Raw genomic sequence first — 22,514 nt, 5'->3', positions numbered from 1 at the left:
CTCTGCAACAGCCGGACGACGACCCTGCCCCCTCCAATACGTCGCACAGGCTCAATACCTTCCGCTGAATTACGCCTCAGCCCATCACTCCGCCACCCCGTTACAGAACTGGAGACCTTTGAGTAAGGTGATTGCCTATCTTGTACTTGCCGTGATCTTCGGTACAATACGCCCCGATTATGGCAAGCAACACCCTAGTTCATATGTGGTGCAGACTCCGGGCACCACTGGCTGTTTTCGTGAGCTTTCTGTTCGCGCCTCTTGCCGGCGCCAACTTGCTGGAGATGGCCGATCTCGTGGCCCATCCCGAGGTGTATGATCATAAAGCTGTGGTGGTGATCGGTTCGGTGAAGGATGTGCAACTGGTCATCGATCAGAAAGGTGAACCGACGTTCAGGTTTCTACTGGCCGACGACGACGGCACGCTTAAAGTGACCAGCCGAGTCCAAGTTCAGAATGGGGATCAGGTCATTGTCGAAGGTATGTTTACCCGGCGTCGACAAGGCGGCCGCCTCACCGTGTATAACGAAGTGAATGCCTTCACCGTACGTCCCCTCAATCAGCTCAACTCCGACTTGATAGGATAAGTACCGCCAGGTCGCCTCTCAACCGGCTGCTCATGCTCCTTGCTGTGATCGGGATAGGAGGCCACGATATCACCGACTCTGACGGCTGGTCGTCGGAGTGACGGTCACGTGAGACCGTCATACCTTGACGCGGCTCTGCTCCCATACTCGAAACGCCGCAAGATCCTGTGCGAGGTTATGGAGCAACAACGCCAGTACCGTAACGTCGTCGATCAATCCAATCCCCGGAACAAAGTCCGGAATCAAATCCACCGGACTCAGCACATAGAGTAGGGCTGCCGCACACGATGCGAGCGTACGCACCGAGAGCCCGCTGTAGCTGCCATCCTTCCACGCTTTGAGTAGCCGAACCAAGAGCGGAAGATCCGTCCAGAGACGACCGATCATGCGCAATAACTCAATGAACCTCGTCGATACCTTCATGTTCACCTCCTGACGAATGGGCTTGTGCCACATGCACCCGGTGCGATGTAGCATACCAAGGGACGACGATTTTAGGAAGTTGTGTCCGGCCTTGCTGTGATACTCATCGCGGTGTCTCACTCGATGAGTGATCCTTCGACGCAGTTTTGGATGAGGATGTCCGCGTGGTCCGTTCACGCCCCACCACCATCCGATAGAGCGCGAATCCTGCGACGGCCACCATGACAAGACCAGGCCACCCGCCGAACGGAGGAACGGCAAACATCGTAAATGGATCGGCACTGAAGTCTGGCCACAGGGCGGCGAGCGCGATCGGCATCGCAAGCATGATCCCCATCAAGGCTTCCCCAGTGATCAGTCCGGCCGCAAAGAGCAATCCCCCCTGCGACGACTCTTGCCCTCCACCCATGCGCCTATGTGCCAAGGCCGCGATCACGCCACCCAGAAAAATAGTCGCCGAAAGTTTCAGCGGCAAGTAGATCCCGAGCGCCACGGCAAGCACGGGTAACCTCAATGCACTGCCACGGAGTTCTTGCCGTCGATCTGCCAGAATGATCAGAATCCCGATCACAGCACCCAGTCCTACAAGAGGCCAGGGCAATCCAGCTCCGAACACGCTTCTTGTGAGGTTAGCCATTAGGGTTGCCTGCGGCGCACTGAGGGACTGTGGATGGCTGCTCGTCGGTTCGCCGATTCCATACTTGGCTTGCAGGAGAGACAGAACCGGCACAAGGACGAGAGCGCCTGTCACCACTCCGACTACTTGCATGACTTGCTGTTTCCATGGCGTCGCCCCGACCAGCTGACCTGTTTTGAGATCTTGGAGATTGTCTCCGCCCATCGCGGCGGCGCAGCAGACGACTGCTCCGATGACCAGTGCGGCCGCCGGTCCTGTCGGATGTCCGGCTCCCATGAAGAGCACGAGTAGCAGAGCGGCGATCATAATAGTAGCAATCGTCACACCTGAGACGGGGTTGCTGGAACTTCCGACCATTCCAGCCATATAGGCGGCGACCGATGAGAAAAGGAAGGCGGCCAGTGCCATCACGATCGTCATCAGCAGACCGAGAAGGGGACTGTCTACGACCGTTGAATAGATCCAGGCCATCGGCAGGAGCGAGAGGCCAAATGGCACGACGATCCACAGGAATGAAGCATCCTGCTCCGTTCTGAGTATGTTTTCGCCCTTCAGAGGCTCATTAACCTCAACCTGAGCCTTAACCTGGACTCTCCGGTAACTTGCTCGGAGCGTCAGAAGACTCTTCCAGACCGGCTCACGCAATTTCGTGAGTGTCCACAGCCCGCCGGTCAGCATCGCTCCGATACCAACATATCGAATCTGCCCGCTCCAGATCGACATCGCCGCCGCCAGTCCTGTCCGATCAGGTGGTAGCCCATGGATGAGTCCATAAGCGGGCATCAGGATCACCCATCCGATGACCCCTCCAAGAAAGACCACCGCCGCTGTCTGGAGACCGATGATAAATCCAACTGCAAGAAGCGCCGGCGAAAGATTGAGTCCTGCATAGAACACGGTGCGCCCAACTTGGGTAGCCCCTTCCAGCGATTCGGTCCACAGGCGCAGGCCGCTCTCGTCGAACTTCACCAGGCCACCCAGAAGAGCAGCCGACAACAGGGACCGAAAACCCTTTAATGATCCGCCTGGCCCGGCTCCACTCCGTTCCGCTGCGCCGACCTTGAGGACTTCCGCTGTGGCTAATCCCTCTGGGAACCGCAAACCCGCCGTCACGATCAATGCCCGCCGCAGCGGAATTGTAAAGAGCACACCGAGCAAACCACCGACCGCAGCGATGAGAACGGTCTGCCAGTAGTGAAATTCAGACCAATATCCGACCAGCAGGAGTGCAGGAATCGTGAAGATGACACCGGCCGCCAATGCTTCCCCCGACGAAGCCGCGGTTTGAACGAGGTTGTTTTCGAGAATGTTTGACTCGCGGAACAACCGCAGAATCGCCATAGAAGCGACCGCCGCAGGAATAGACGCGGACACCGTCATACCGGCAAACAAACCTAGGTAGGCATTGGCTGCCGCCAAGACCGCTGCCAGGATGATCGACAACAGGACCGCTTTAACGGTAATCTCAGGGAGTGTGACGGTGGCAGGGACGAAGGGCTCGGAATCCTTCATGATAGTCGGTCATGATAGACAGCCTTTCGTGATCACACAAGCTAGTCACGAAACAGTCGTATGGGCACTCTGCGGCCCTTGATGCGCACGCGACCGAGTGTTTCGATAATATCCGAGGCCATGGAGGCCGGTACATCAACGATGGAAAACCGATCTTCGATTTCGATGGCACCGATGAGGCTGGAATTGACTCTCGCCTCGTTGGCAATCGCGCCCACCAAATCGCCGGGTCTGATGCCTGCCTCACGCCCCACCCCAACATACAGCCGTGCCATCTCGACCGTTCGCCCGCCCTGTCGCGACCGTCCTATCGGCGGACGTTCCGCTCCAGCCGATCCACCGTGACTCCGACCAATCGAATGCCGTGCCTCTCGAATCGGACGTCCAAATTCCGGTTGCCTGACAGGTATGGCAGGGATCTCCTGCTCCTGACGCTCGCCCCCTTGCGCGCGAGCCAGTAGCCTCAACGCCGCTGCCGCCACCTCTACCGGTGGATGGGCGGAGAGCCTCTCGACGAGATGCTTGAACGCATCCAGCTGGCCATCGCGTAACATCTGTTCAACTGCGCCTTGCACCCGATCTAACTGCTTGGCACGAAGATCGGCCACGCTCGGGATCGGCAAAACCGTGACCCGAGCTTTCGTATGCTGTTCAATCGTTCGTAGTAAGCGCTGTTCACGGGGATCGAGGATGGTGATCGCGGCACCCTCCCGACCAGCCCGTCCGGTCCGCCCGATCCGATGAACATAGACTTCAGCGGAGGATGGAAGGTCGTAGTTGATGACGTGAGATACCTGCGGAATATCCAGCCCACGCGCCGCCACATCGGTCGCCACCAGTAGTTGGGCTTGCCCGGCCTTGAAGGCCTGCATGACACGGTCACGCTGCCCCTGGCTCATGCCACCGTGAATGGCCTCAGCTCGATGACCACGGCCGGCCAACATTGCCGTCACTTCATCGACTTCCAGTCTGGTTCTGCAGAAGACCAGCGCGGAGTTCGCGCCTGTCACCTCGACCACACGGGCGAGCGCTGCCGCTCGATGAGGCCTCGCGACGATATAGGCCATCTGCTGGACGCGTGGGGCCGTGCCGGCCTTGACCGGTTCCTTAGCGATGGTGATCTCGATCGCATTCTGCAGATGCCGATGGGCGATCGCGCGGATTCTTGGAGGGATTGTCGCTGAAAACAGGGCGGTCTGTTTGGTCTTGGGCGTCCCGGCCAGGATTGCATCCAGATCCTCTGCAAACCCCATGTCGAGCATTTCGTCTGCTTCGTCCAGGACGACGATCCGCACCTCCTGCAGTTTCAGCGTGCCACGACGAATATGATCCAGTGCGCGGCCCGGTGTGGCGACGACCACATCGACTCCTCGCTTCAGTGCGTGCAACTGCGGCCCGATGGCCTGGCCACCGTACACCGGTAGCACGCTCACCCGTAACTCCTTTCCGTACCGTTGCACTGCTTCCCCAACTTGAATCGCCAACTCGCGGGTCGGTACGAGCACAAGAGCAGACGGGCGTACCCTCGCTGCATGACTGATCAACTGCAGCATCGGTAGCGCGAAGGCGGCCGTCTTGCCGGTGCCGGTCGCCGCCTGTCCAAGCAGATCTCGGCCGGCGAGAAGCGGCGGAATCGCTTCGCCTTGAATGGGGGTGGGTTCTTCGTAGCCCAGTGTTTCCAGTGTCGCGAGCAATGGCGCTTCAATTCCCAAGGCGACGAAGCCTGGTGAAAATCCTGTGACGGTCGGAAGAGCGGACTCTGAGGGCGAGCCATGTTTCATATCGTACTCAACGGCCTTTCTGTCTTCCACGATCGTGAAATCGTGGAGAGTGGAAGGGCAACTCACCCGCCTTTGGCGAGGTGTCGCCAAAGAATCACCCAGGGATCACGGCTGTCAAGCCGTGGGGCTTCACCGGAGGCTGGATGTTACGTTGAATGAGGCGATAGCGCAAGACCTGGTCCGAGTAGGTTCTCAGAGATCATCAGCACGGCAGATCGGTGAGCACAGTGGTTGGAACCACGTACCGGAGTGGAGATCGATTCTCAGTCAGCCGGACAGGAATCACGGTATCAAAGAGGGTCGGCCCCACAACTGAGCGGACAGGGCATCCGACACCTGCCCGCTCCCATATGTGCGGCAAGGTAATCGGACAGAGACCTGCTGCTCCTATAGCTTCGACAGCGTCAATGGGCGTATCGGAACTAACCGCTTCTCTGTCGGAATAAGGAACATGATCTGTGCGAGCGCTCGGTAGCTCGCTTCCAATTCACGGCACCGATTGACGAATTGACCGGAGGACAACCGGGGGAAATAATCGCGGTGCCGCTCGTAAAAGCGCGCCCGACGCCCCCAACGCTCAGCCTTGAAGATACACAACCGGGTGACCAATTCCAGAAGATGGTTGGGTGACAACCGCTGAGGTCCTCGTTTCGCCGGACCGGGAATCACGGATGTGGGTACGGTCAGTTCCTTTGTCACTTCTTTCATACTGTCCTCCTTGTGCTTGAATCATCGCCTCGTACGTCACGGTTCAGGCGCCGTGGGCGGTTGCAGTTTCAGCTCATTCTTACATACCATATTTACATAATCACGGAACATGAGAAGACCATTAGAGGTAGATGAAAACCTTTTCATAAACGCTAGCAGTGATGCATCACTCCGCAGTCCTGTGTAGGTGTTGATGCAAGGAGATGCAGATTAACCATGGAACAGAAGTGTAATCTCCACTGGTTCGATTGTACAACTGATCTTTACCGCTGAGGAGGCACGAAGCCGACATTGGCGATGGCAGTGGCTTGGACAGGGGGATAGGCCTCTTCGAATCTCGACGGAAACACGTACAGGCGTTCCCCGACCGAGAACAACAGCCGATACTCCGTTTCAGGATCATTACGCAGGTATACTGTGAGCAGCGAGGATGTTGGTTGTTGGTCGACCCGTGCCCAATTCAGACCGAGCTGCCCAGGGACCACATACAGAGCGACAGCAACCACGGCGAATGCGATGTACGCCATCGACAGATCAATGAGCCGGCCCGTTGTATTGAACCGTACCACGACCAGCTCGAGCGCTGAACTGAACAAGAGCAGAATCGCGACAACACCGATAATCGACAGAACGATAGCAGCCATGACATAGCCGAATGTGCTCAGGAACGGGGTTATCACTATGAGCGCGAACAAGAACCATGAACCATGCCGAACCAAGACCACGGAGAGCTTGAACTGAAAGCTTTCCGTCACGTCATCTTGACTCCCGATCACCGCGAGATTCGTCGTAGCCAGATATCCGAAGTAGAGCATCAATAACAACGGCACCCAGCTTTGGCTAAAATAGGTCGCCGCCGGAACCTCCTCTAAGATCCATGAGGCTCCAAATTCGGAAAAATAAGCTTTCGTGTAGATCGATCCGGCAAGATACGCCACTCCACTCATGGCGGCCAATCCGGCTAATGCCTTCGGCGTCTGTTCGATGAGTCGCCGAGCACCGGCTCGGGAAGATTTGCTCCTGTCAGGATCGTCGCGGGGCATGGATCACGACGTAGCACCTGAAATAATCGACGATTTGAAGAGGCTCGATCGTAAGCGAGGCGACAGCCGTCGGAAGCAGGGAAAGAGGAACCGATGCGCACGAGCGAGAGAAAGGACGGAGCACAATGTCCCGACTCCTTAAGGATCGAGACTTCTAGCTTGAAAAAGCGGCCACAGCCTCTTCTTCCGTGTTGCACAATTGAATATTTTCACCATACACGCGGCTTAGCAGATCAAAACCGCTTGCCTGAAGAGCTTCTTTGACCATCCCCTTCGCTGCGGCAATTTTCATCTGCCCTTGAACGTTGTTGAGCTGCTTGCCCGCCAGAATAAGGACCCTGATGCCGCCGCTGCTGATATAGTCCACATCAGCCAGGTTGATGACGACCTTTTTCGTACCGGTGTCCAGGATCCTTTTCATCTCCTGGATTCCTTGTTCGGCCGTGGTGGCGGAAAGGCTACCCTGCATCTTGACGAAGGTAACTCCGGCGTTCTCGCGAGAGGTCATCGCCAACGTGTGTCGGGTCTCTTGTTCCATGGGTGCACTCCTTCTTTCTTTGTCTCCCCTCCAACAATCTCGTTCACAGCGGCTGTCTTATTCGACCTGGACCCGCTATTGCCATAGGATGCCCCATCATACCATCGATACTTTCCCACCTTCCATCCGGACGATATCCTGGACGGGGCGTCAACCCTTCACTGTACCTTGGTCGATCGAAAGGGGCCATTAGCGTGGCCCCCGGACCTTCGAGACGGCGTCTTCCAGCGTGGGGGCATGGAGGCTCATCATCAGCGCTCCACTCAATTGGAGCACCGTGGCGACGTGGTCGTTCCCTCCACTCAGTACGACTCTTCCGCCTGTTCGGGTCATGGTCATGACGGCTTTCAAGATCACTCGTAGTCCAATAGATGAGATGTACGAAATTCGAGAGAGATCCAGGATTATTCGCCGTTCCCCGCGTTCGATATATTCCGTCAGGATGCGCTCGACCGCCGGTGCGCTGCTCGTGTCGAAGCGGTTCTGCGGGGTGACGATCATCACATCACCGCTTCGGTGTGATGTGACGCTCATGGCCATGCTCGTTGAGTCTCGGCCTGGTTGTGACGACTTCCATCCACCTTCGAACACCCTGATTCCGGTTTGATCAGGATGTCTCATAGAGACCGACGGCTTAGATACGAACTTCTTTTTCACGGTCAAGACGTTGCAGCCCACGTTGCGATGGTACGTCACCTCGTCGAACATAGAGCGCACCAGATGAATTCCCAAACCGCCGATCTCGCGTTCGTGCAGGAGCAGCGACAGATCCGGCGCGGCGACCGTTAAAGGGTTGAAGGGAATCCCGTCATCCGTCATGGTCAAGGCCACGCACTCATCGCGCACTTCGCCTTCCACCACAATGGTGTGCTCTGTCGGGTCATTCGGGAAGGCATACTGCACGATGTTGTTGAGGAGATCATCCAGCGCCATGTTGAGTGTCGGGATCAGCGGCTTGGCCCGTTCCCATTGACCCACATATCGCTCAAACGCCAGCTGTATCGTAGGAATGGACGCCAATTGGTTGAGCATGGTCTGACGAAACACGCTGACCGCCACATCGGACGGGGCGACGCCGAGATACCGTATCCCCAAGATGGTGATATCGTCCGCCTGAGGCGCATCACCGGCGAAGGTCTTCACCGCCTTCATGACATCACCGATCCGATCGACCACTGAAACAGCCATGGATTGGTCGAGAACCGTTTTCAACCGGTCTTTGCCGAACAATTCGCGCCATCTATTGTCTGCTTCGGTAACCCCATCGGTGTACAAGAAGAGCTCATCTCCCGGTCCCAATTGGATGAGGCTCTCCTTGAATGCGATGCCAGGCATGGGACCGACAAGGGGTCCGTCTTGAGCCGTCAACCATTCGAACTGTCCATCTCGTCGCTTCAACAGAGGAGGATTATGACCTGCGTTCGTGGTAAGCAGTGTGCCGTCGCGGAGGTTTAAGATGCCCAGATACAGGGTGACAAACATACAAGAATCGTTCTCCGCGCTGAGCGCATCGTTCACATGAGTGACGATACTGGCCGGTGAGGGATCGGAGGCCGCCCTGGTTTTCACCATAATCTTGGTCATCGCCATGAACAGCGCAGCAGGGACTCCGTTGCCCGACACATCGCCGATGACGAAACAGAGCCGATGGTCATCGACCAGAAAGAAATCGTACAAATCGCCTCCGATTTCCAAGGCCGGTTCGAGCACCGCATAGAGCTCCAGCTCCTTCCGATCCGGGAAAGCCGGAAATACGCGTGGGAGCATACTCCGCTGAATATCCCGGCCGACATTCAGTTCTTCCTGCATGCGGGCTTTCGCGGCCTCCACCAACGCCAACGAATCCGCTAACCGCGCCTTGGCATCTTCGGCAGCCTGTTCCGCACGTTTCAGAGCCGTAATGTCGGTGGCGATGAAGACAATGCCTCCGTCGTGCGTCCTCCGTTCGTTAATCTGGATCCACTCGCCGCTGGAACGGTATTGCATGTAGAGCCCTTGAGGATTGTGGTGCATGTCGAGGCGTTTCCGTATCCAGGATTCGACATCCCCGATCGCAGCGGGGATGTCGCCCCGTTCGGCCATACGGCGAATGATCGATTCGAACGAATCGCCGAGCTGTACCTCGGCCCCTCTCCCCGACACCACTTCGCGATACTTGCGGTTACAGATGACCAGACGGTCGTCCGGGTCAAACAGAGCAAACCATTGGGGAACACTCTCGATGGCCTCGGTCATCCGGGCATGGCTATCACGCGCCAGACTGGATGCCGCCGTCACTTGCCGATCGATGATGGCCAGGAGTGTCGAGAGCGATACGGCCACAACCGCGAGTAGATCCACCTCGATTCCCGGCGGCGGAGCACTGGTCGTCACGTTGGAAATACCGTACGTCGGCATCATGCCGATGAGGTGAGAGCCGGAAAGAGCAAATCCCATGGCACTCGCCTTTTCCGTCACCCGCCAGTTTCCGTACGCGATATTCCAGGCCCCGAGTGCGAGGACGATGATGCTCAGTGCCACAATTCCGACAACCGACAGCACAAAGAGCAGCACGTCATGCTGGAGATCGATCGGCTGGTGGACCGCCAGCATGCTGGAGAAATGGGTTAGGATCATGCAAGCACCCATCAGCATCCCTCCGGAGACGAGCCGCATTCGACAGTCGGCATGACTGCTGATCATATGCACAGCCACGGCTCCTGTCGCCCCGGCGGACAGGAGGGAAAGAACGGCGAGCGCTGAGTCCTGGGTTGCCGAGACCGGCGGACAGAACGCCAGATTGCCGACGTAGTGGATCGCCCATATTTCAAGGCCGGCTGCGACGGCACCGATGCTCAGCCATCGCACCCTGACTGGTCCTTGGTCGGGCGAGCGCATTCGTTCGGCGATGCTAAGGATGACGTAGGCAGCCGCTCCACCAAGCAGCATCGAGCAAGCGGCAAGCAAGGGATCGCACATTCCGAGCACGGTGAAACCCACTCAGGTGACGTCAATAGGCGTCATAGACACTATGGCAAGCGCCAGCATCTTGAACCATTGCGACAAGGCAGCGTCGGATATGATCCACTGGGATTAGTGGTGTCATCTATCTCGTGCTAGGCCTCCATGCCACAATCACTGCACCGGTTGATTGAGACGATCCCAACGAGGAGTCCTCGTGCTGGGATCAACCGACCAGTAGATGAACCGCACCTGCCCTAGAATGTGCTCCTTGCTGACGGGTCCCAAGAAGCGACTATCCAGACTCTCTTCCCGGTTGTCACCCAGAACAAAATAGGCGTCGGGAGACACGATCATAGGCCCGAGGTTATCACGGACGTTTCCGACCATACTGGATCGGTCCGTATGTTGCACATAGGATTCGGCGACGGCTTCTTCGTTCACAGAGACCACCTGATCACGAATATCGATCCGATCGCCGGGAACCCCGATCACGCGGTGGAGAAAGAGCGTTCCATTCTCGTCCGGATAGCGATAGACGACTATATCTCCGCGCTGAGGTTCGGCTGCATGATACGCAGCCCTATGCGCAATTACATGGTCTCCCGGCAAGAGCGTCGGTGCCATCGCCTCATTCGAGATGTGGAGCCGCTGTGACTGTGCCCGCACCACCGGCAAAAGGTCCGGCAGGCGGTGCGTCACAAAATTCCAACGAAGTTCCTGCACCCTGGACGTCGGGGTGAGGAGCTCGCTGCCATATCTCCTGACCAACCGCCTGGCTTCTGGAGCCGACAATGTTGAGGCATAGTATTGCGCGAGATGGTGCTCCCAGAAATTGGCCGGGGCCAGATCGAACAGCATGACTTTGAGCGAACGCACAAACGACTGCGCGATGCGCTCCATCTCTGATGAAGTGAACGGATCGGCAAGGTCAGACTCGACCTCCAACTGGTGGCTGAACCCCACAACATCGGCTTGGTCCGCGACCGCCTGGTACAAACGATCCGACGCGACCTCCAGACCGGCCAACTGATGGAACACGGTCTGTGACTCTCGGTCACGGTCAGATTGAGCCACAGGGGTGGTGCTGCATCCAGTCCAGAGTCCACTACACGTTACAAGTAGACAGCCGGCAACGTGATTCGAAGATCTACCAAACATGCGGGACACGCAGGAGAAAATCTTGAAGCTCAGTCAAGGCTCCTCTCGTTCATGCGTCCCGGGAGGATACCGCACTGGACCGCGATTGGAAAGCCACCCGGCTAGGGAAGGTCTGATTTATTCTCCTCGCGAGATGTGCTACGGATAGCGCAGCACTGAACGGGAGGCGCATCCGATGCAACAGCAGACATTTGCCGAGGTCACGTTTGAACCGTATCGCAAGCCCACTCGCCGCGAGCAGTTCCTGGATGAAATGAACCGTGTCGTGCCGTGGGCGGACCTGGTGGCGGCCATTGAGCCGGTCTATCCCAAGGCCGAAGGCCCCGGGCGGCCACCGGTGGGCGTCGAGCGCATGCTGCGCCTCCATTGTCTGCAACAGTGGTTCAACCTGTCGGATCCGGCCGTGGAAGAGGCGCTGGACGACTCACGGGCGATGCGGCAGTTCGTGGGCATTGATCTGGGCCGCGAGCCCGTGCCCGATGAAACGACGATCTGCAAGTTTCGGCATCTCTTGGAAGCCCACCAACTGGGCGAGCGGCTCTTTGCACGGATCGGCGCGTATCTGGCAACCCACGGCATAAAAGTCAGTCGCGGGACCATCGTGGATGCCACCATCATCAGTGCGCCCAGTTCAACCAAGAATCGCCAGAAGGCGCGGGATCCGGAGATGCATCAGACGAAGAAGGGCAATCAGTGGTACTTCGGCATGAAAGCGCATATCGGTGTGGACAGCCAGACCAAGCTGATTCATTCAGTGGCCGCGACTGCCGCGAATGTGCATGACAGCCAGGGGTTACCGAAGTTGCTGCATGGACAGGAGACGCGGGTGGGGGGCGATGCCGCGTATAGCGGGCAGCGCGACGTGATTCGACACCACGCCCCCAGGGCTAAGAGCTTTGTGCAGACTAAAGCGCATCGCCATCGGCCCCTGAGTGAGACCGAGCGGGCCCGGAACCGCACGAAGTCGAAGGTGCGGGCGAAAGTCGAACATGCGTTCTTGGTGATCAAGCAGATCTTCGGGTGGGCCAACGTCCGCTACCGGGGGTTGGCGAAGAACACCCACTGGCTGTTCATCAGTTGCGGCTTGGCGAATCTCTATGTGACGCGCCGGCAGCTGCTGGCGGAAGCCTCGTGAGCCCGTGTGCGAACGGAGTCATGGGCAGCCTGACAGAGCGGGCGAGCCCCGAGAAAGACGATCCCGGACCAGCGGATTCCCACCTGATGGCCAGTAGTGATTCCCCCAGGGACAGATTGCTTCGTGCAACTGTGAATTAATCAGACGTTCCCTAGGGCTCCGGTTGCTGTGTCACTCAGCGAAACTGGCCACAACGCGCCTATCGTGTCATAAACCACGTTCAAAAAATTGAATAGTGCTGGCCAAGAAACTGCTATCGGTATGTAATTGTGGCCAAGAGGATTTACTCACAGGGGGAGCACGATCATGATCAATCGAAAGATCATCGGCCTTCTTGGTCTCGCGCTGTATGTGGGGCTTCTGGTATGCCCAACGGACGGATCAGCTGAATGGTATGTTGATGCCTACGCGGGGGCCGTCTGGACCGAAAACGCGGACTTGACCGTGACCAGCACGTTAGGGACCACGACGACCTACCAGGACCTCAACGTACACAACACTTGGACGGCCGGTGGCCGTGGGGGGTACTGGCTGGATAAGAGGAAGATGGACTGGCTTGGATTCGGGTTGGATGTCTTCTTCTTCGACCTCAAGACGCCCCCGGGACAACAGGTTGGCGTGACCGGTACCGGAGGCAACACCACGGTAGATGCCAATTGGAGCTTGCCGGCATGGGGAATCGGCTTCGACGTGCTCCGTCTACGGCTCCCGCTCCTTCGAGATGAACAATTCGTCCATGGGCGTGTGCAGCCGTATATTGCCGCCGGACCTACGCTGTTCATTACCTACGCTGGTCAAAACACGTTTGTTCAGCCGGGCGGACAAAGCTCTACCGACGTTTCCGTCGGCGCCAAAGTCGACGCCGGAGCAACCGTCATGATCACGAAACGAATCGGGGCGTTCGCGCAATATCGCTTCACGCACTTCACCACCCAATTGGACTATCAGAACAACCAGCCGGCCCCCGCCACTGAAACATTCAAGACCACTTATGACTCGCATCACGTCATCGCGGGGCTGTCAGTGCGCTTCTGATTCCAAGGACAGGACAAAACTTCCCGTCCCTGCTCGACCCTCTGTCAGGCTCGATCATCGCGTGGCCGAGCAGGCCTGTGGGCGGAGTTCCGCAACCATTTTGGCGATAGCAGCCGGAGAAGGGTTCGTGGCTTGAGCGACAAGTCTTGATACTGCCTCTTCCCGGCCATCACGTCCGTCACCGCTTCACAGAGGCGCTGCCCCAGTTGAGAAAACGCCCAGGATTTGGTGCGCGGAAAATCGTACAGCAGTCGGGCCAGCAATCGTCCTCTTTGCAGTTCAGGAAGGATCGTTTCAGTCAGTGAACTGGTATACACCTGTCGTACAGGCTCCTCTTCCAGATGCCCGTCAATCAACGATTGGGCTGCCATCAGGCCGCTTCGAACGGCGAACGAGATGCCTTCCCCGGTGACAGGATCGGCAAAGCCTGCGGCATCTCCGATCAACAGGATGCGCTTCTCGACGAACTGTCCTCGTGGTCGGATGGGAATGACAAACCCCTGACGCGCGACCTGCGTGACGGAACCACAGCCGAGCAGGTCGAGATAGCGCACCATTGGCCGCTTGAGATCGCTTCCACGTTCGACCATCGACAGCACACCGATCGACAGATGATTTTTCTTGGGAAAGGCCCAGGCATACCCGTGGGCGAGCAATCCAAAATCAAATCTCGCTGTGCCGTGAAATGCGTCCAACCGGTTATGAGGAACCGTCACTTCGTACTCAAGCGCCGGAATCAGGATGTGCCCGTCTACCAGACTCATTTTTCGCACGACCGTGCTGAGCGCCCCGTCGGCTGCCACGACAAACTTGGCCTGCATCGCGCCTCCGTTGGTGACGAGCATGACAAAATCGCCGTGGAACAAGACGTCTTCTACGGCGCAGCGTTGATGAACGGCAGCTCCGGATTCTTGAGCAGCGGAAAGCAGGGCATAGTCGAATTGGTCTCGCATTGTCATCGAGACGATGGGAGTCGGTCGATGCGTTGTGAAAGACAGTCCTGCATCGAGAAAATTTAACCGCGCCGTATGACAGTCCTGTTCGACCACGTGGCGCACATCCAGTGGTAACGCGTTCATGGCCCGTCCAACGATCCCGCCACCACAGGTCTTGTACCGCGGCAGCGCAGCTTTCTCGAGTACGGCGACCGACACTCCCGCCTTCGCCAGCCGCCATGCCGTGCAAGACCCGGCCGGTCCACTGCCGACCACAATGACGTCATAGATGCGGTTCATGCTTCGCCCCTATGGCCATTCAAAGAAGGTCCGGTCTACTTTTTCTGCCTCCAGAACCCCTCTGACGCGATGGGGCTATTGGAGATCGAGCATGATCCAGAGAGGGGGCGTCAGATAATAGGCAGCGACAGACAACAGCACGCCGACCACCGATCCGAGCAGGCCCGTCACATAGAGCCCGGCAAATGGCGCCAGCAACAAGATGAGAATCATGAACAGCGCGAGCAACCGATGGTCTTCGTAGAACCGTCGACGGTGGTCACCGGTGAGCGACTCGAAAAAGCTAAAATCGGACCGATCAGGCATAGAGAACAATTCCTATCATCAGTGCATGGGTAAAAGGAACTCGTTCATCTCTCTATGGGAGGGAATTGTAGCCAAATTTTCGGTTCCTGTCTTCAATTGTGTTAGCCTGTATGAAGAGGGAGCTCATCCCACAACCGTGTTGGCCCAGAGCCTTGGCCGGGTGCTTCGGCCGACAAGCGTTGTGAGGAGATCAAGATCCATGGTGCGTCTCGTCCTATTCTTGATCGTCGTCGGCCTGGTCCTTGTTGGGCCGCAACTCTGGACCAGGCGGGTGTTTGCCAAGCATAGTGCGCCCCGTGCCGACTTTCCAGGAACCGGGGGAGAATTGGCCCGGCATCTGCTCAATCGGTTCGACCTGCAGCACATCAAAGTCGAACCGACCGAGACCGGCGACCACTACGATCCTGTCATCAAAGCGGTTCGCCTGACGCCTGCTATCTTCGATGGGAAATCTCTCACGGCAATTACGATCGCTGCCCACGAGGTCGGGCATGCCATTCAAGATCACCTGGGTTACCAGCCGCTCGCAGAGCGCACCAAGCTCGTACGGGTCGCGCAGGGCGCGGAAAAGGTCGGAGCGGTTCTGATGATGGGGATTCCGGTCGCGGCGGCCGTGGCTCGAACGCCGGTCGCGAGTGTGGTCGTCATGATGGCCGGAATGGCGACGATGGGAATCTCCACGCTGGTCCATCTCCTCACGCTTCCCGTCGAGTGGGACGCCAGCTTCAAGCGTGCCCTTCCCGTCCTCCGGCAGGGCCAGTATCTGTCGCCTGAAGATGAGCAGGGGGCTCGCAGCATTCTCACCGCAGCCGCGCTGACCTACGTCGCGGCGTCCCTCGCCAGTCTGTTGAACCTGTGGCGCTGGATCGCCTTCCTACGGCGATAGGCCCGGCCTTCACACACCCTCGTTCATCATCGAACTGAATACAAAGCGGCTTCGAGATCGCCGGTGATTGCTCGCCTTCTAGGCGTGAGCATCGGGCCAACGTCACGAAGTCTTGGCAGGTCGCGGGCGAAGTTCAGCCTGCACGCGTTCAAGGACAAACAGCTTCAAGGGGGGGTGATACGGTACATCGCGCTTGTTGGCCAAGGTCTCGAGTTGGTCGAGCGGCGACTTGGGCAGCCGAAGGGAAATGGTTTCCGTCGACGGTTTCAGATGCGGGAATAACAGGCGGCGTCCCTTGGTGTAGTCGACATACGCCGTGGAATCGTGTGAAGCCACAAGCTGTGGAGTTGCATCAGAGAAGCATAGGCACAGTTCAAGATCAGACCCCATCCTTTTTTAGCTGCATCTTCGTCTTACGGATCACCGCCTCAAGCCGATCGGTCAGATCCACGACCTCTTCCGCGGCTGACGTTCTGATACGAGCACTTCGGCCATAGAACACTGTTCTTAGAGACAAGCGACTATCGAATCGACTTATGCAAATCCAACTCCACCGTTCCCGAGACAAACAGTTACCCTTCGTACAGAGGAGCGAAAACAATTCCCTCCTGCGCAGCCTTCTCAATTTTTCTTTTAAGGGCATCGCGAAGATCAATCCGACCTTCAAGAATGTGTACTAAATCGCGCCCGTCTATTAGGATCACATTAGCTCCCCGTCCATTAAATTGAGCGATAACTTCCTCTCGGAAGCCTGGTATCGAAACAAAGAATCCTCGTGTGCTTTCCAGCTTGCCATCTATCTTATGCTTAAAGGCGCCAAGCTCTTGCTCTACAGGTTGGTTCTGCCGCCATTTGGCTTCCACAAGGTAATCAAAACCTTGGAAGCTGAAGTGTCCATCAATCTGCTGGGTCACCGTTCTAAATGGCTTGCGATATTCGACCTCAAATAAAGCAAACAGATCCTTCAGGATATCTTCAAGAGAATACCCGGCTTCTTGGCGATTTGATGAAACAACAGCAGAGTTAAATGATTTCCGAAGAGCTTCCAGCTTTCTTGATCGTTCTTGCACAACTCGGTTCTGCTCCTCAGCTAATCGCTTCTTGACAATACCTTTATCCAACTCCTCCCGAGCAATCAGATCATGTTGCATCGCTAGGGAACGTCTGATTAATTCACAGTTGCACGAAGCAATCTGTCCCTGGGGGAATCACTACTGGCCATCAGGTGGGAATCCGCTGGTCCGGGATCGTCTTTCTCGGGGCTCGCCCGCTCTGTCAGGCTGCCCATGACTCCGTTCGCACACGGGCTCACGAGGCTTCCGCCAGCAGCTGCCGGCGCGTCACATAGAGATTCGCCAAGCCGCAACTGATGAACAGCCAGTGGGTGTTCTTCGCCAACCCCCGGTAGCGGACGTTGGCCCACCCGAAGATCTGCTTGATCACCAAGAACGCATGTTCGACTTTCGCCCGCACCTTCGACTTCGTGCGGTTCCGGGCCCGCTCGGTCTCACTCAGGGGCCGATGGCGATGCGCTTTAGTCTGCACAAAGCTCTTAGCCCTGGGGGCGTGGTGTCGAATCACGTCGCGCTGCCCGCTATACGCGGCATCGCCCCCCACCCGCGTCTCCTGTCCATGCAGCAACTTCGGTAACCCCTGGCTGTCATGCACATTCGCGGCAGTCGCGGCCACTGAATGAATCAGCTTGGTCTGGCTGTCCACACCGATATGCGCTTTCATGCCGAAGTACCACTGATTGCCCTTCTTCGTCTGATGCATCTCCGGATCCCGCGCCTTCTGGCGATTCTTGGTTGAACTGGGCGCACTGATGATGGTGGCATCCACGATGGTCCCGCGACTGACTTTTATGCCGTGGGTTGCCAGATACGCGCCGATCCGTGCAAAGAGCCGCTCGCCCAGTTGGTGGGCTTCCAAGAGATGCCGAAACTTGCAGATCGTCGTTTCATCGGGCACGGGCTCGCGGCCCAGATCAATGCCCACGAACTGCCGCATCGCCCGTGAGTCGTCCAGCGCCTCTTCCACGGCCGGATCCGACAGGTTGAACCACTGTTGCAGACAATGGAGGCGCAGCATGCGCTCGACGCCCACCGGTGGCCGCCCGGGGCCTTCGGCCTTGGGATAGACCGGCTCAATGGCCGCCACCAGGTCCGCCCACGGCACGACACGGTTCATTTCATCCAGGAACTGCTCGCGGCGAGTGGGCTTGCGATACGGTTCAAACGTGACCTCGGCAAATGTCTGCTGTTGCATCGGATGCGCCTCCCGTTCAGTGCTGCGCTATCCGTAGCACATCTCGCGAGGAGAATAAATCAGACCTTCCCTAGGTCTTTGAGCACACACAGTGCGTCCAAAGCGGCCGCGCGGTCAAGAACCTTGTCATCTGGAACATTTCTCAATTGGCATAGACCGGTGAGGACTTTTCGCTGGAGAACGTGACCGTTTTCAGTCTCTCCTAGCTCGGTCAATAGCTTGCGCGCCCACGTAAACTTGAACTCCTCGCGATGTTTGCTGGCAAGTGGTCGTGGAACCTCACAGTAGTTAAGAAAGGCAGCCATGCGATCCTTGTAATGAAAGCATCGACCAAAGCACTGAATCATTGCCTCCATGATTTCATAAGGTAAGCACGGCATCCTAAAGTTCCCCTTTGAACGCTTTGTCGAGTATGGAGGGCATAAGCGCAGCGAGTTCAGTGGCAGTTTCGGCATGCAACTTCTTCAGCGTGTCCACCTTGGCTTGCAATCTGTCAAGATAGGCTACGATGCTACACTGTTCTGACAGAGGTGGTATTGGGACCGGGACCTGCCGAAGGTCATTCAAATTCGATTCGGTAAGACGAAAACTGATCTTTTCACGCTGCCAGTCTCCTCGTTCTCGACTGCGTAACTGATGCTGGCCCTGCGCCCCATTCAAGTACTTATAGAGGTAATCACCATTAACAAGGGCCGAGTTTGCTCTAGCTATCGCGACATGCGTATCGGTCGAAATAGCATGACCTTCCTCCAAAAAACGCGCAACACGTCCAAGGCATCCGGCTGCTGAGCACGCGATCAGAATGTCCCCAGGCTGCACAAAAGCATCTGGGTGTACCTTTTGGGCAACATGCGCCGCAAGGCGAACCAGAGATGGGATATAACGTCCTTGCTGAACATGCTGAGTTTTAATCAAAAAGTGATTTGATTCGCCCTGCTCCGACTGTCTTCCCCGGGCAAGATAAGCAGTGACGCTCCCAAGCGTTCTTGCCTCACCAAGCACAGAGTCTGGCCAAATTCTACGTTCTTCAGATACCATGAGCATCTCAGCTTCTTGTGTTGCTTGAGTGCGAAGCGAGCGAGCTTCTTCAATATTCCCTGCCAGGGATTCAATCCGCGCCACGATCCGCCGCTGCTCGGGAAGCGGGGGGAGAGGGATTTCCGCATCGAGAAGATTCTTTGGCCTTACCGCTGCATAACCAGTAGTTCCTTTGGCTTCAACATTCAACTGATCTTGCAGATAGTTCGCTGTAAAAATGGCGTGTAGATACTTTGGTTCCAACCTAGACTCATTAACATCAAAAAGGAAGAAATGGCTCGTGCACAGAGCTCCATGTCCTTCGGGAGGCACAAACCCAATTGCACCCTTCTTGCCCCATATTTCAGACAAGATAACCTGCCCACTCTTAGCGATCTGGTGACGCTTCATCTTAAGAGTGGTTCCATCTGCAGGAGCATCCAGAACAACCCCCTTCCCGTAAAGCTTTACGGACAACTTCGGATATTCCTTTGGCTCTGGAGTTTCGATGTACTTTTGATAAGGAGTGAGCACTTCTGATAGAGGCGTCATCGACCACTTGCTCATACGCCATCCTGTTTCAAAAGAGCCTTGATTTCGCCCATGATCTCGGCTATGCGCAATTCCTTCTTCAGAATATCGTCGGCTAGTTGTTCTGGTGGCAGATGCTCTAAGTCAACTTTGCCACGTGGATTCTTGATGTCGAGATTACAGCCGTTCTTGAGGATGTCGGCGGCTGGGACTTTCCAGGCTCGGTCGTTCTCTTTGCGTTTATTCCACCAGGCGATGCAGTCGGCAAATTCCTCGAATTGAATCGGCTGAGTCTTGGTGTAGTTCTTTCGGCCTTCTGGGAGTGGCTGTTCGTAATACCAGACATGTTTTGTCGGACTTGAGCGGTCGAAGAACGTCAGATTTGTTGGAATCCCTGTGTAAGGCGCGAAGACGCCGTTGGGCAGCCGGACGATCGTGTGGAGATTGAAGTCCTTCAACAGTTCTTCTTTGATTCGAGCACAGACGCCATCACCGAATAAGGTACCATTAGGAACAACGATTCCGGCGCGGCCTGGCTTTGGCAATCGCCTGAGTTTACGCATGATGAGTTGTAGGAAAAGCAAGGTGGTTTCAGATGTTTGCTTGTCTTCGGGAAAGTTCGAGAGGATGCCGCGTTCCTCCTCGCCGCCGAAGGGTGGATTGGTAAGAATGATATCCACTCGATCTTTGTCACCGATCTCCTTCAAGGGAAATCGTAAGCTATTAAGTGAATCGATCTGCGGCGTTTCCAACCCATGCAGAAGCAAATTCATTTGTGCAAGCAGATAGGGCAGCGGCTTTGCCTCCCCGCCTAGGAGGCTCTCTGTTTGCAGCACGGCGTGATGCTCAGTACGCCTGCACTGTTTTCTCAAATGTTCAAACGCTTCAACGAGAAAGCCGCCGGTTCCGCAGGCGGGGTCGAGGACGGTCTCGCCCAATCTCGGATCGGTGACGGCAACCATGAAACGGACGACAGCGCGTGGGGTGCCGTTGACCTTGTTCACCACATCACGCAGGAGATAGCCGTTGATCATGCGGTTGATGGTACCGCGAAAGACCGTTGCGATGACGTCGCGGCTGTCGCCGCCGTTGGCGCCTTGTAAACTGCGAAGATAGGAAAAGAGACCTGGGCCTTTCTTGCCGTCGGGACCGATGGCTTCGTCATTGTTCACGAACTTGATCAGCTCGTCGCCGGTGATGCCGTCGGGCTTTGCGGCCCAGTCGCGCCAGCGATAGGGCGATTCAATGGCGGGACGGAAGCGCTTGCCGGCGAGCTTCATGTCGGTCTCGCGGATCTGTTCCAGATCATCCAAGAACTTCAGAAACATGATCCAGGTGAGCATGGGCAGACGGTCGAGGTCGCCGTTGAGCCCTTTGTCCTTCCGCATGATGTCGCGCGCGGACTTAATGAGTGAACCAAGTTGTTGGGTAGTGGTCAGAGGAGCAGAAGGTGTCTTGGGCATGGCGGAATCTCAAATTTCAGAGATCAGAACGCTTCGCACTGGATTGACGGATGCGGTCGAGTTCGTCGAGGAAAGCGTCGCGCTCTTTACGCTCAGTAGTACGGCTGCGCACTTTGTCGTTCAGATGCCGTTGGCCGGAAATATCGGAATTCTTGAGTTGCTCAATCCAGCCATAGAGCTGCCTGGAGATGCTGAGGCAGCTCGATCTCAAATTACAAACTTCAGATTTCAGCGGGGAGAAGCTTGGAATGCGTTCCACGAGACACAACATGGAACGGACTTCGCCGGACGATCCTCGGGCGATGTAAAGAAAGGCAAGGAGTTCGTTCGTGCTGCCGCGCTCGAAGCCTTCGGCGATGTTGTTCGAAACGGACAGTGCGGCTCGCTCCAATTGGTCCCGTAATCCAGCATGACCACGGAATGCCTGATGCTCCGTCAGTGCGTATGTGTCGCGAGCTAATTCAATGGCAGCTTGCCATACAGGCAGGTCTTCGAAGGATTTATATTTCATGGTTGCCTAGGTTCTGTTGACATTCATTTCATCCACAGCATGGACGCGGCGAGATAGATGAGGCTTGCAAAGTTGCGTGCACGCTTGGCGTGGCGGGTTGCGACGGCACGGTCGTGCTTGAGCTTGTTGAAGAAGCATTCGATGCGGTAACGCTCGGCGTACATAGCGAAGTCGGTTGCGCGCGGATCCTTCACGCAGGAGCGCGGCGGGATGACGACTTTCGCGCCGGACTCCGCGATGGTTTCAACGATCGTGTTGCTGTCGTATCCCTTGTCGGCAATGACGTGCTGAGCGGGCAAGCCCTGCAGCAACGGCTCGGCCTGTGTGTAATCCGACGCCTGTCCCGGCGTCAAGATAAAGCGCAGCGGGTTGCCCAGACCGTCGACAGCGGTGTGGATTTTGGTGGTCAGACCGCCTTTTGAACGGCCAATGGCTTCCGTCTCTTGAGTCCCCCTTTTGCGCCCGCGCTGTGCTGGTGAGCGCGGACGATGGTGGAATCGATCATCACGTATTCGAAATCTGGGTCGCCCGATAGTTCGCGGAACACCCGTTCCCACACACATGCTTTCGACCACCGGTTGTACCGCTGGAACACGCTGTTCCAGACGCCGAAGCGCTCTGGTAGCTCACGCCAGTGCGCACCGGTCCGAGCGATCCAGAGCACCGCCTCCACAAATTTGCGATTATCAGTTGCTGTCCGCCCGGGATCGCTCGCCTTGCCCGGCAACAACGCTTGAATCCGCCTCCATTGGTCATCTCGCAGCTCACATCTCGCCATCTTCCCTCCGGGGGGTGTT

21 protein-coding genes and 1 pseudogene are annotated in these 22,514 nt (G+C 56.8%); 5 read left to right on the top strand and 17 right to left on the bottom strand.

What is annotated here, in order from left to right:
• The first annotated feature begins 239 nt into the window (after positions 1 to 239).
• Positions 240 to 587, top strand: a complete 348-nt coding sequence (locus P0120_14050; GenBank protein MDF0675440.1) for a hypothetical protein — start codon at positions 240 to 242, stop codon at positions 585 to 587.
• Between the two features lie 117 nt (positions 588 to 704).
• Here the strand turns inward: P0120_14050 and P0120_14045 are convergent, their stop codons facing one another.
• From P0120_14045 to lepB, 8 genes are all read right to left on the bottom strand, one after another.
• Positions 705 to 1,010, bottom strand: a complete 306-nt coding sequence (locus tag P0120_14045; protein ID MDF0675439.1) for a YkvA family protein — start codon at positions 1,008 to 1,010, stop codon at positions 705 to 707.
• A 103-nt stretch (positions 1,011 to 1,113) separates the two neighbouring features.
• The gene (locus P0120_14040; GenBank protein MDF0675438.1) at positions 1,114 to 3,159 is read right to left on the bottom strand and encodes an oligopeptide transporter, OPT family; all 2,046 of its coding nucleotides are present in this window, start codon (positions 3,157 to 3,159) and stop codon (positions 1,114 to 1,116) included.
• Between the two features lie 41 nt (positions 3,160 to 3,200).
• The gene (locus P0120_14035) at positions 3,201 to 4,970 is read right to left on the bottom strand and encodes a DEAD/DEAH box helicase (GenBank protein MDF0675437.1); all 1,770 of its coding nucleotides are present in this window, start codon (positions 4,968 to 4,970) and stop codon (positions 3,201 to 3,203) included.
• A 357-nt stretch (positions 4,971 to 5,327) separates the two neighbouring features.
• On the bottom strand, positions 5,328 to 5,648 hold the full coding sequence (locus P0120_14030; protein ID MDF0675436.1) for a hypothetical protein: 321 nt from the start codon (positions 5,646 to 5,648) through the stop codon (positions 5,328 to 5,330).
• A 263-nt stretch (positions 5,649 to 5,911) separates the two neighbouring features.
• Complete coding sequence (locus P0120_14025; GenBank protein ID MDF0675435.1) at positions 5,912 to 6,691, bottom strand: hypothetical protein; 780 nt, start codon at positions 6,689 to 6,691, stop codon at positions 5,912 to 5,914.
• A gap of 154 nt (positions 6,692 to 6,845) precedes the next feature.
• Positions 6,846 to 7,229 carry an STAS domain-containing protein gene (locus P0120_14020; protein ID MDF0675434.1) on the bottom strand — a complete coding sequence of 128 codons (384 nt, stop codon included), beginning with the start codon at positions 7,227 to 7,229 and terminating at the stop codon, positions 6,846 to 6,848.
• Positions 7,230 to 7,418: 189 nt separating this feature from the next.
• Positions 7,419 to 10,208, bottom strand: a complete 2,790-nt coding sequence (locus P0120_14015) for an anti-sigma factor antagonist (protein ID MDF0675433.1) — start codon at positions 10,206 to 10,208, stop codon at positions 7,419 to 7,421.
• Between the two features lie 135 nt (positions 10,209 to 10,343).
• Complete coding sequence (gene lepB / locus P0120_14010; GenBank protein MDF0675432.1) at positions 10,344 to 11,246, bottom strand: signal peptidase I; 903 nt, start codon at positions 11,244 to 11,246, stop codon at positions 10,344 to 10,346.
• Between the two features lie 259 nt (positions 11,247 to 11,505).
• Between lepB and P0120_14005 the strand changes: the two genes are divergently transcribed.
• Positions 11,506 to 12,465 carry an IS5 family transposase gene (locus P0120_14005; protein MDF0675431.1) on the top strand — a complete coding sequence of 320 codons (960 nt, stop codon included), beginning with the start codon at positions 11,506 to 11,508 and terminating at the stop codon, positions 12,463 to 12,465.
• Positions 12,466 to 12,771: 306 nt separating this feature from the next.
• On the top strand, positions 12,772 to 13,500 hold the full coding sequence (locus P0120_14000) for an outer membrane beta-barrel protein (GenBank protein MDF0675430.1): 729 nt from the start codon (positions 12,772 to 12,774) through the stop codon (positions 13,498 to 13,500).
• 44 nt (positions 13,501 to 13,544) lie between these two features.
• On the opposite strand, the gene P0120_13995 is transcribed toward P0120_14000, so the two are convergent.
• Together P0120_13995 and P0120_13990 are read right to left on the bottom strand one after the other, a co-directional pair.
• Entirely contained in the window at positions 13,545 to 14,735 is a 1,191-nt protein-coding gene (locus P0120_13995) for a geranylgeranyl reductase family protein (protein ID MDF0675429.1), read from the bottom strand.
• 75 nt (positions 14,736 to 14,810) lie between these two features.
• Positions 14,811 to 15,041 (bottom strand): hypothetical protein, encoded by a 231-nt coding sequence (locus P0120_13990; protein ID MDF0675428.1) that lies wholly within the window; start codon positions 15,039 to 15,041, stop codon positions 14,811 to 14,813.
• A gap of 199 nt (positions 15,042 to 15,240) precedes the next feature.
• Here P0120_13990 and P0120_13985 point away from each other — a divergent pair, with 199 nt between their 5' ends.
• Positions 15,241 to 15,927 (top strand): zinc metallopeptidase, encoded by a 687-nt coding sequence (locus P0120_13985; GenBank protein ID MDF0675427.1) that lies wholly within the window; start codon positions 15,241 to 15,243, stop codon positions 15,925 to 15,927.
• Between the two features lie 102 nt (positions 15,928 to 16,029).
• On the opposite strand, the gene P0120_13980 is transcribed toward P0120_13985, so the two are convergent.
• From P0120_13980 to P0120_13955, 6 genes are all read right to left on the bottom strand, one after another.
• Positions 16,030 to 16,317 (bottom strand): CopG family antitoxin, encoded by a 288-nt coding sequence (locus P0120_13980; protein MDF0675426.1) that lies wholly within the window; start codon positions 16,315 to 16,317, stop codon positions 16,030 to 16,032.
• A 182-nt stretch (positions 16,318 to 16,499) separates the two neighbouring features.
• Entirely contained in the window at positions 16,500 to 17,048 is a 549-nt protein-coding gene (locus P0120_13975; protein ID MDF0675425.1) for a restriction endonuclease, read from the bottom strand.
• A 187-nt stretch (positions 17,049 to 17,235) separates the two neighbouring features.
• A complete protein-coding gene (locus tag P0120_13970) occupies positions 17,236 to 18,195 on the bottom strand; it encodes an IS5 family transposase (protein MDF0675424.1) in 960 nt (319 codons plus the stop codon).
• 59 nt (positions 18,196 to 18,254) lie between these two features.
• Complete coding sequence (locus P0120_13965; protein ID MDF0675423.1) at positions 18,255 to 18,500, bottom strand: hypothetical protein; 246 nt, start codon at positions 18,498 to 18,500, stop codon at positions 18,255 to 18,257.
• 76 nt (positions 18,501 to 18,576) lie between these two features.
• The gene (locus P0120_13960; GenBank protein MDF0675422.1) at positions 18,577 to 19,779 is read right to left on the bottom strand and encodes a restriction endonuclease subunit S; all 1,203 of its coding nucleotides are present in this window, start codon (positions 19,777 to 19,779) and stop codon (positions 18,577 to 18,579) included.
• Complete coding sequence (locus P0120_13955; protein MDF0675421.1) at positions 19,776 to 21,206, bottom strand: class I SAM-dependent DNA methyltransferase; 1,431 nt, start codon at positions 21,204 to 21,206, stop codon at positions 19,776 to 19,778. Before P0120_13955 ends, P0120_13960 begins: the two co-directional genes overlap by 4 nt.
• Here P0120_13955 and P0120_13950 point away from each other — a divergent pair.
• The gene (locus P0120_13950; GenBank protein MDF0675420.1) at positions 21,205 to 21,609 is read left to right on the top strand and encodes a hypothetical protein; all 405 of its coding nucleotides are present in this window, start codon (positions 21,205 to 21,207) and stop codon (positions 21,607 to 21,609) included. The genes P0120_13955 and P0120_13950 overlap by 2 nt on opposite strands.
• Before the next feature lie 131 nt (positions 21,610 to 21,740).
• On the opposite strand, the pseudogene P0120_13945 reads toward P0120_13950, so the two are convergent.
• Positions 21,741 to 22,495, bottom strand: a pseudogene (locus P0120_13945) (IS5 family transposase).
• Between the last annotated feature and the right edge of the window lie 19 nt (positions 22,496 to 22,514).

Source organism: Nitrospira sp., assembly GCA_029194675.1.
Lineage (GTDB): Bacteria > Nitrospirota > Nitrospiria > Nitrospirales > Nitrospiraceae > Nitrospira_D.
This window is presented reverse-complemented; position numbering and strand designations above follow the sequence as displayed.

Coding starts and splice junctions, on each gene's coding strand:
- P0120_14045 (MDF0675439.1), bottom strand. CDS start 1,010: ATGAAGGTATCGACGAGGTTCATTGAGTTATTGCGCATGATCGGTCGT.
- P0120_14040 (MDF0675438.1), bottom strand. CDS start 3,159: ATGAAGGATTCCGAGCCCTTCGTCCCTGCCACCGTCACACTCCCTGAG.
- P0120_14030 (MDF0675436.1), bottom strand. CDS start 5,648: ATGAAAGAAGTGACAAAGGAACTGACCGTACCCACATCCGTGATTCCC.
- P0120_14025 (MDF0675435.1), bottom strand. CDS start 6,691: ATGCCCCGCGACGATCCTGACAGGAGCAAATCTTCCCGAGCCGGTGCT.
- P0120_14020 (MDF0675434.1), bottom strand. CDS start 7,229: ATGGAACAAGAGACCCGACACACGTTGGCGATGACCTCTCGCGAGAAC.
- P0120_14005 (MDF0675431.1), top strand. CDS start 11,506: ATGCAACAGCAGACATTTGCCGAGGTCACGTTTGAACCGTATCGCAAG.
- P0120_14000 (MDF0675430.1), top strand. CDS start 12,772: ATGATCAATCGAAAGATCATCGGCCTTCTTGGTCTCGCGCTGTATGTG.
- P0120_13995 (MDF0675429.1), bottom strand. CDS start 14,735: ATGAACCGCATCTATGACGTCATTGTGGTCGGCAGTGGACCGGCCGGG.
- P0120_13990 (MDF0675428.1), bottom strand. CDS start 15,041: ATGCCTGATCGGTCCGATTTTAGCTTTTTCGAGTCGCTCACCGGTGAC.
- P0120_13985 (MDF0675427.1), top strand. CDS start 15,241: ATGGTGCGTCTCGTCCTATTCTTGATCGTCGTCGGCCTGGTCCTTGTT.
- P0120_13980 (MDF0675426.1), bottom strand. CDS start 16,317: ATGGGGTCTGATCTTGAACTGTGCCTATGCTTCTCTGATGCAACTCCA.
- P0120_13970 (MDF0675424.1), bottom strand. CDS start 18,195: ATGCAACAGCAGACATTTGCCGAGGTCACGTTTGAACCGTATCGCAAG.
- P0120_13965 (MDF0675423.1), bottom strand. CDS start 18,500: ATGGCTGCCTTTCTTAACTACTGTGAGGTTCCACGACCACTTGCCAGC.
- P0120_13960 (MDF0675422.1), bottom strand. CDS start 19,779: ATGAGCAAGTGGTCGATGACGCCTCTATCAGAAGTGCTCACTCCTTAT.
- P0120_13950 (MDF0675420.1), top strand. CDS start 21,205: ATGGCGGAATCTCAAATTTCAGAGATCAGAACGCTTCGCACTGGATTG.
- P0120_13955 (MDF0675421.1), bottom strand. CDS start 21,206: ATGCCCAAGACACCTTCTGCTCCTCTGACCACTACCCAACAACTTGGT.